Here is a 6,291-nt window from a genome sequence, read left to right on the forward strand (position 1 = left end):
CGCGACCTGAAAGACCGGGAACAAGCACCCCCGAAGATGGTCGATGCCCTTCGGGAATGGGGATTCCGCATCCCCCTGCTCGTCTCCGGAGACGGGGAAATCATCGACGGCAAGATGCGGTATCTGGCCGCGATTCAGCTGGGGATGACCGAGGTGCCCGTGGTGGTAGCCAGCGATCTGACGCCGACGCAGATCCGCACCTTCCGTCTTCTGGTGAACCGCAGCGCGACCTGGGCGGAATGGGATGCCGAGGCTCTGGGAGAAGAGCTTGCGGAACTTCGCCTGGACCTTTCTGACCTCAGCCTGACCGGCTTCAGCGACAAGGAGCTGGATGCGTTTCTGCAGGGAACGGTCGCCTCCGGAGAAAAAGACCCGGACGAGGTTCCGCCCTTGCCGGAAGAGCCGGTGTGCAAGCAGGGAGACGTGTGGGCGCTTGGCGTTCACAGGCTCATGTGCGGCGACTCCACTTCCACCTCCGACATCGCCACGCTCATGGCAGGCGAGAAGGCGGACATGGTCTGGACCGACCCGCCTTACAATGTAGACTACAGCAGCAAGGCCGGAAAAATCAAAAACGACAAGATGACGCCGGAAGAATTTGACGTGTTTCTTCGGCGGCTCATGCTTTCTGCCTATGACCTGCTCGCCGATGGTGGAGCCATATATGTCGCCCACTCCGAGGCCGGCGACGGCATGGCGTTCCGCAAGGCGTTCAAGAGTGCGGGCTTCAAGCTCTCCTGTTGCCTTATCTGGAAGAAAAATGCTCCGGTCCTGGGCCGCGGCGACTACCACTGGCAGCACGAACCGATTCTGTACGGCTGGAAGCCCACGGGAAAGCACCGCTGGCACGGTGACCGCAAGCAGCGGTCGTTCTTCGAGCACTATGCCGGAGAAGTGGTGCAGAAGGTGGGCGACAACGTGTACCAGGTGGCCAGCGGAGACTCCATTCTCCGGTTCACCGGCACCAACATCATGGTGGAAGACCTGGCCAGCACCATCATCTCGGTTCCCAAGCCGCAGAAGTCTGAACTTCACCCCACCATGAAACCCGTGGCGCTGGTGGAACGCATGGTGGCCAATTCTTCCCCCAGAGGCGGACTTGTGGTGGACGTGTGCGGCGGCTCCGGGACAACGCTCATTGCCGCGGACAGGCTGGCCAGACGGTGCAACATCATGGAATTTGACCCGAAGTACGCCGACGTCATCATCCGGCGCTGGCAGGAACTGACCGGCGGAACGGCCATCCATGCCGTGACCGGTGAACCTTTTACGCTCAGCGAGGCTGACCATGACTGAAGATATCGACCTGCTGGACCTGGTGGAAAAGAGCAAGGCCAATGATCTCGCCTTTCTGCTCAAGGCAAAGGAACAGAGCAAGGCCCGCATGAAGCAGAACCCCACCCACCCCGGACAACATTTCCGCTTTTCGGCGGGCAAGGGCCGCGGTGGAAGAAGAATCCCGGCGCATCCAAGGAGGCTCGACGGCCATGAAGATTTTCAAGACGCAGCTTGATGCCTGCACGTTTCTGCGCGACTCCGGGTTCAAAATCAGCAAGAGCGCGTTCAACCGCGACGTGGCAGCAGGCAAGGTGAGCAAGAACGGCGACGGATATTTTGAGGAATCGGCGCTGCTTGGTTACGCGGCGGCACATCTTTCCCCTCTTGCCCAGCTGGAAAACCGCGCCCTTGCCGAGGCTTCCGCCGATAGGATTTCGGCCGACGCCAAGCTGAAAAGCTATAGCGCAGAACGTGCCCGCCTGAAGCTGGAAAAGGAAATGGGCCTTCTCATGCAGAAAACCGAGCATGAGGAAGACCTTGCCTCCCGTGCGCTCTTCTTCCGGAGAGAGATTGAAAACTTCGGCAGGAGAAAGGCCGGCGAGCTCATCCTGCTGGTTCATGGGGACGAAAAGTTCCTTCCTCAGTTTCTGGAGTGGTGGGACAGGGAAACCGGGGACTGGATGGACGCCTGGGCGGCGGATAGGGAATTCACGATTCAGAACGAAAACAGAGAAGACACGGAGGAACAGGAATGAAAGCTCCCGACACCTCGCTTGAAAAACAGCTGTCTTTTATTGTGAGTGGATTGAAGGACGGCAATATTGGATTTGCCATGACTCAGGATATCGCAAAGCAGCTCGTGGAAGACGAAAAAGATGCGCACGTTGTAAAACTTCTTTTCGATGAAATAATCAAACTCTCTCGCCAGAACCTCGCCATGTCCTGCCCTTTCCTTCATCAGAATAACAAGTTCAGGGTATAATGATGCACACCTTTCGCTTCACCTCCGGCGAGCAGGACATCTTCCGCCGCCGTCCCTACACTCCCCTTTCGGTATGGGCTTCGGAAAACATCATCGTGAAGGACGGCCCCTACGCGGGCAGCCGCTTCCGCCTTGATGTGAATCCGTACCTTGCGGGGATCATGGACACGTGGAGCGATCCCCAGGTGGAAGAAACGGACATCTGCGGCTCGGCCCAGACTGGCAAGACCTCCATCCTCCACTGCGCCATCGCCTACTGTGTGGATATGCGTCCCGGCCCTCGTATGCTTGCCATGCAGGACGACGACACCATCAGCAAGGTCATGACGGCCAAACTTCTGCCCCTGCTCAAGGCTTCCCCGGCCATCCGCGGGAAGCTGGGCAAGGTGCGCTCTTCCTACATCGCGTTCCATGACGGCACCGGCCTTTTTCTGGCCAGCGCCATGTCTCCGGGGCAGCGAGCCTCCATTTCCATTCAGGATCTGTTTCTGGACGAAGAGGCCCTGTACAAGCAGATTTCCGGCCAGGGCGTCCCCGTGGCGGAATTCATCGAGCGAACCCGAAGCTACAGCGACAAGCGGAAAATCCTGCGCGTGTCGAAGCCCATCGGCGGCGAAGAGTCCTCCATACTGCTGGCGCTCTCGGAGTGTGACGAAGTGCGGCAGTACCATGTGCGCTGCCCGGCCTGCGGCACCTATCAGGTGATGACGGAACAGGGGCTGACGCTGGCGGAAAAGACCTCCAATCCGCAGGAAGTGGAACGGCGCAGACTAGGCCGGTACCGATGCGTCCGCTGCAGCTACCTGTGGAGCGACCATATCCGCGATCAGGCGGTGCAGCACGGCCGCTGGATGTCGGAAAATCCCGTGCCCCGGCCGCGTCGCGTAGGCTTCCACCTGCCGGCCATTCTGAGCAAGGCCGTCTCCATCTCCGAAGTGGTGGCGACAAAGATGCGGGCCGAAGCCTCGGATGCCCCTGCCGTCCGGCAGCAGTACGACAACGGCATCTGGGCGCGGGCCTATAAGGAAGTGCAGCTTGAGACCAGCGAAGAGCAGATTCTCTCCCGCATCGACCCTGATCTCCCGGCGCGAACCGTTCCCGGCGACGCAGTGGCGCTTACGGCGGGCATAGACGTGCAGGCCCGCGGCTTCTGGTTCGTGGTGCTGGCATGGCGGCCAGACAAAAGCTCCGCCCTGATAGACTACGGGCGTCTGACGGACTGGGATTCCGTAGGGGCGCTTCTGGAAACGCGCTACCCCTTTGAGGCGGACAGCCCCAGGGCCGGGCAGAGCCTTGCCATCTGGCGCGCCGGCATCGACTCCGGCGGCACGCGCACGGATGAAGCCGTGGTGTCCCGCACCGAGGAAGTGTACAGCTTCGTGCGCCGGCACGGGGAAAACCGGCTTTTTGCCTGCAAGGGCGCAAGCCGGGAAAGCTACGCGCCTGTGCGGGCCACCAGCATCGACAGAATGCCGTCGTCGAAAATCCGCATTCCCGGCGGCCTCTGGCTGTACCTGCTGGATACCGGCTATTTCAAGTCGCTGCTGTTCTCCCGCCTTCAGGAAGACGCCCGCCAGCCCTTTACCCTGAACAGGGAAACCGACCAGAGCTTTGCCCTCCAGATGACTGCTGAAACGCTGGAGCGCGGCAGGGATGGGAAAATGGTCTGGGTGCGCCACCACAAGAACAACCACTACATCGACTGCTGCATGATGGCTTCGGCCTGTGTGGACGATGCCTGGCTGCCCTCCTTCAGCCTCATTCTGGAAGCGGAAATGCAGGCCCGTGCAGCGGCAAAAGGCTCCCATCGGCAGGTGGACTCTGCCGACGGAATAAAACCGCCCCACAGCCCCCGCATGGAACGCAATCTTCCCCAGAGACGGGGATCCTATACCTACTGAGGAAGACCATGAGCCGACGACACAATACTCTGGTGTACGACAGGTCGCGCCGCATGACGGTGGCCGAAACGGCAACCTACCTGCAGTGCAGCGAAAGCTGGGTACGCTCTCTTATCAGCATGGGCAAGCTGAAAGCCGTGCGCATCGGCGCAAGGAAGGGACTGCAGATTTCCCTTGCCAGCGTGAAGGGATATCTTCGGCAGCAGGAGGAAAAGGAATGTCTGGATACCCTGACGATATGAAAAGGATGATTTGACCCATTCCGGTCTTCTCACGTATCCTAAGACAAAAACAAACTAAAAGTTGACTTAAACCAACTAAGAGTTACCATCATGTACACCATAGAGTTTACACCGAATGCGCGAAGACAGCTGAAAAAAGCCCCGAAAGATATGGCCGTACGCATCCTTGCCGCGCTCAAACAGCTGGCGGAAGCGCCCTATCAGAACACAAACGTGAAAAAGCTGGTGGGGAGCGATTTTTACCGCCTTCGCGTTGCTGACTGGCGGGTCATCTATGACATCTATGACGACAAGCTGGTCATTACCGTACTTGAAATGGGACATCGGAAAGAGGTGTACAGATGAGCAACGTACAAATACTGGAAACCAACGGTCGCCCGGCCTTTGCCGTGCTGCCGTATGAAGATTATCTGGAACTGCTTCGCCGCGCTGGCAATGAGGAGCATACTGACGCCGCAGATATCGCAGCCGCACAGGCCGCAAAAGAAGAAGCCGGCGACGGGGAACGCAACCTTCCGCTAGATGTCGTGGAACGCATCGTTGTGGGCGGGGAAAATCCCCTGCGCGTCATTCGGAGCTTCCGCGGCATAAGCGCGGAACAGCTTGCCGAAGAGCTGGGAGTCAGCACCTCGCACATCTACATGGTGGAACAGGGCAAGCGCGGACTTTCCGCACCTGCCCTGAAAAAAGCCGCCCACCTGCTTCAGGTGGACATGGATGACTTGATATGAAGCTCGCCGGAGAATACAACTCGCCCCGGTGAGAGTCTGCAGCTCTCACCGGGGCATAAACAAAACGAGTAACATTGCGGAGGATGTGTCATCTCCGGGGAGGGGTGTTGGAGCACTCCCTGCCCCGTTTTTTATGATGCGACAGATTGCGATTTTTTCGGAATAAAGGCCAGCTGCATATTCATGGCATCGGCCACCCCCATAAGGGTTTTCAGAGTAGGATTCCCCGTGGAATTCAAACTCTTGTAAAGCGTTTTCTCATGCACACCTGTTACACGCGCCACTTCATGCAGCCCGCCGAAAGCCTTGGCAATCTGACGAAGCGCCACTAAAAACTCGTCCATTTCCCCTTCAGCAAGACAGACGTTAAGCATATCGGCAGCAAGCTGAGGATCTTTGGCATACATACGCACTGCAACATCATCATAGGGGACGGCCCCCTCCAGTGTACCGTTCATGCGTTTCTCCTCTTGAAGTCGGCCTGATAGGCTCGGGCTTTTTTGATATCTGCGGTCTGTGTCGATTTATCACCAGCCAGCAGCAGAATGACCACTGCTCTACCATGATACATATAGTACACACGGTATCCCGGCCCATAGTCAAGGCGCATTTCATGCAGTCCGCCATCCAGACTGTGATGGTCGCCAAAATTTCCCACAGCGGCACGCTGGACGCGCCTGGCGATCAGCAGTTTGGCCTGCCTGTCCCGTAGGGCATCCATGTATTCCTCATAAGGGATGCGGCCGTCTTCTGTCTGATAGATGTGGATTTCGTGTTGCATGGGGAAAATGTAGATTATATTCTACAATCTGTCAAACTTCCCTCTTGACATCTCCTCAAAAATTTAATTCACTACTTCCTACGGAGCCTGAGAACCTCCGTAAACCAACGACGGTCAGTCCTTCCCGAATGAAGGCTATTTTCATGCCCTGCGCCTGAAAAGCAGCGGCATATCTATCGGCTATTTAAGGCCGGGAGTAGGCTAATAGAATACCCTTCGGGGGAATAGGCCTGGACGTTCGTTGGCGTTTCTCAGCTCCCGGCCTTTTCTATTTCAGAAAAGGCCCCTTGAGAAAACCAACGAGGTGCCTTATGTCCCAGCTTTCCGACCTTCGCATCGGCAAGTCGTTCCCCCAGTTTCTGGACCAGCTGGAAAC

10 protein-coding genes are annotated in these 6,291 nt (G+C 57.7%); 8 read left to right on the plus strand and 2 right to left on the minus strand.

The features are described from left to right. The 8 genes from Q0J81_RS09815 to Q0J81_RS09850 all read left to right on the plus strand — a co-directional run. Positions 1–1,296, plus strand: a 1,296-nt coding sequence (locus Q0J81_RS09815; RefSeq protein WP_366937525.1) for a DNA modification methylase, incomplete at its 5' end; no start/stop codon positions are given. Then, a complete protein-coding gene (locus Q0J81_RS09820) occupies positions 1,289–1,513 on the plus strand; it encodes a hypothetical protein (RefSeq protein ID WP_294447513.1) in 225 nt (74 codons plus the stop codon). The genes Q0J81_RS09815 and Q0J81_RS09820, both read left to right, overlap by 8 nt. Next, positions 1,488–2,033 carry a hypothetical protein gene (locus Q0J81_RS09825; RefSeq protein WP_294447514.1) on the plus strand — a complete coding sequence of 182 codons (546 nt, stop codon included), beginning with the start codon at positions 1,488–1,490 and terminating at the stop codon, positions 2,031–2,033. Before Q0J81_RS09820 ends, Q0J81_RS09825 begins: the two co-directional genes overlap by 26 nt. Continuing rightward, positions 2,030–2,260 carry a hypothetical protein gene (locus tag Q0J81_RS09830; protein WP_294447515.1) on the plus strand — a complete coding sequence of 77 codons (231 nt, stop codon included), beginning with the start codon at positions 2,030–2,032 and terminating at the stop codon, positions 2,258–2,260. Before Q0J81_RS09825 ends, Q0J81_RS09830 begins: the two co-directional genes overlap by 4 nt. A gap of 2 nt (positions 2,261–2,262) precedes the next feature. After that, positions 2,263–4,161: a terminase gpA endonuclease subunit gene (locus Q0J81_RS09835; RefSeq protein ID WP_294447516.1), complete on the plus strand. Its 1,899-nt coding sequence runs from the start codon at positions 2,263–2,265 to the stop codon at positions 4,159–4,161. An 8-nt stretch (positions 4,162–4,169) separates the two neighbouring features. Next, positions 4,170–4,403, plus strand: a complete 234-nt coding sequence (locus tag Q0J81_RS09840; RefSeq protein WP_294447517.1) for a helix-turn-helix domain-containing protein — start codon at positions 4,170–4,172, stop codon at positions 4,401–4,403. 90 nt (positions 4,404–4,493) lie between these two features. Further along, the gene (locus tag Q0J81_RS09845) at positions 4,494–4,748 is read left to right on the plus strand and encodes a type II toxin-antitoxin system RelE/ParE family toxin (RefSeq protein WP_276819338.1); all 255 of its coding nucleotides are present in this window, start codon (positions 4,494–4,496) and stop codon (positions 4,746–4,748) included. Beyond that, positions 4,745–5,134 (plus strand): helix-turn-helix transcriptional regulator, encoded by a 390-nt coding sequence (locus tag Q0J81_RS09850; RefSeq protein ID WP_294447522.1) that lies wholly within the window; start codon positions 4,745–4,747, stop codon positions 5,132–5,134. Before Q0J81_RS09845 ends, Q0J81_RS09850 begins: the two co-directional genes overlap by 4 nt. 131 nt (positions 5,135–5,265) lie before the next feature. Here Q0J81_RS09850 and Q0J81_RS09855 read toward each other — a convergent pair whose 3' ends face one another. Continuing rightward, positions 5,266–5,592: a hypothetical protein gene (locus tag Q0J81_RS09855; protein WP_294447524.1), complete on the minus strand. Its 327-nt coding sequence runs from the start codon at positions 5,590–5,592 to the stop codon at positions 5,266–5,268. Then, a complete protein-coding gene (locus tag Q0J81_RS09860) occupies positions 5,589–5,915 on the minus strand; it encodes a type II toxin-antitoxin system RelE/ParE family toxin (RefSeq protein WP_294447526.1) in 327 nt (108 codons plus the stop codon). The genes Q0J81_RS09855 and Q0J81_RS09860 overlap by 4 nt, the downstream gene beginning before the upstream one ends. Positions 5,916–6,291: the final 376 nt, after the last annotated feature.

The organism is uncultured Mailhella sp., assembly GCF_944324575.1.
GTDB lineage: Bacteria > Desulfobacterota > Desulfovibrionia > Desulfovibrionales > Desulfovibrionaceae > Mailhella.

What these genes read in the sequence shown, in the direction of transcription:
- Q0J81_RS09820 (WP_294447513.1), top strand. Translation starts at nt 1,289, where the DNA reads ATGACTGAAGATATCGACCTGCTGGACCTGGTGGAAAAGAGCAAGGCC.
- Q0J81_RS09825 (WP_294447514.1), top strand. Translation starts at nt 1,488, where the DNA reads ATGAAGATTTTCAAGACGCAGCTTGATGCCTGCACGTTTCTGCGCGAC.
- Q0J81_RS09830 (WP_294447515.1), top strand. Translation starts at nt 2,030, where the DNA reads ATGAAAGCTCCCGACACCTCGCTTGAAAAACAGCTGTCTTTTATTGTG.
- Q0J81_RS09835 (WP_294447516.1), top strand. Translation starts at nt 2,263, where the DNA reads ATGCACACCTTTCGCTTCACCTCCGGCGAGCAGGACATCTTCCGCCGC.
- Q0J81_RS09840 (WP_294447517.1), top strand. Translation starts at nt 4,170, where the DNA reads ATGAGCCGACGACACAATACTCTGGTGTACGACAGGTCGCGCCGCATG.
- Q0J81_RS09845 (WP_276819338.1), top strand. Translation starts at nt 4,494, where the DNA reads ATGTACACCATAGAGTTTACACCGAATGCGCGAAGACAGCTGAAAAAA.
- Q0J81_RS09850 (WP_294447522.1), top strand. Translation starts at nt 4,745, where the DNA reads ATGAGCAACGTACAAATACTGGAAACCAACGGTCGCCCGGCCTTTGCC.
- Q0J81_RS09855 (WP_294447524.1), bottom strand. Translation starts at nt 5,592, where the DNA reads ATGAACGGTACACTGGAGGGGGCCGTCCCCTATGATGATGTTGCAGTG.
- Q0J81_RS09860 (WP_294447526.1), bottom strand. Translation starts at nt 5,915, where the DNA reads ATGCAACACGAAATCCACATCTATCAGACAGAAGACGGCCGCATCCCT.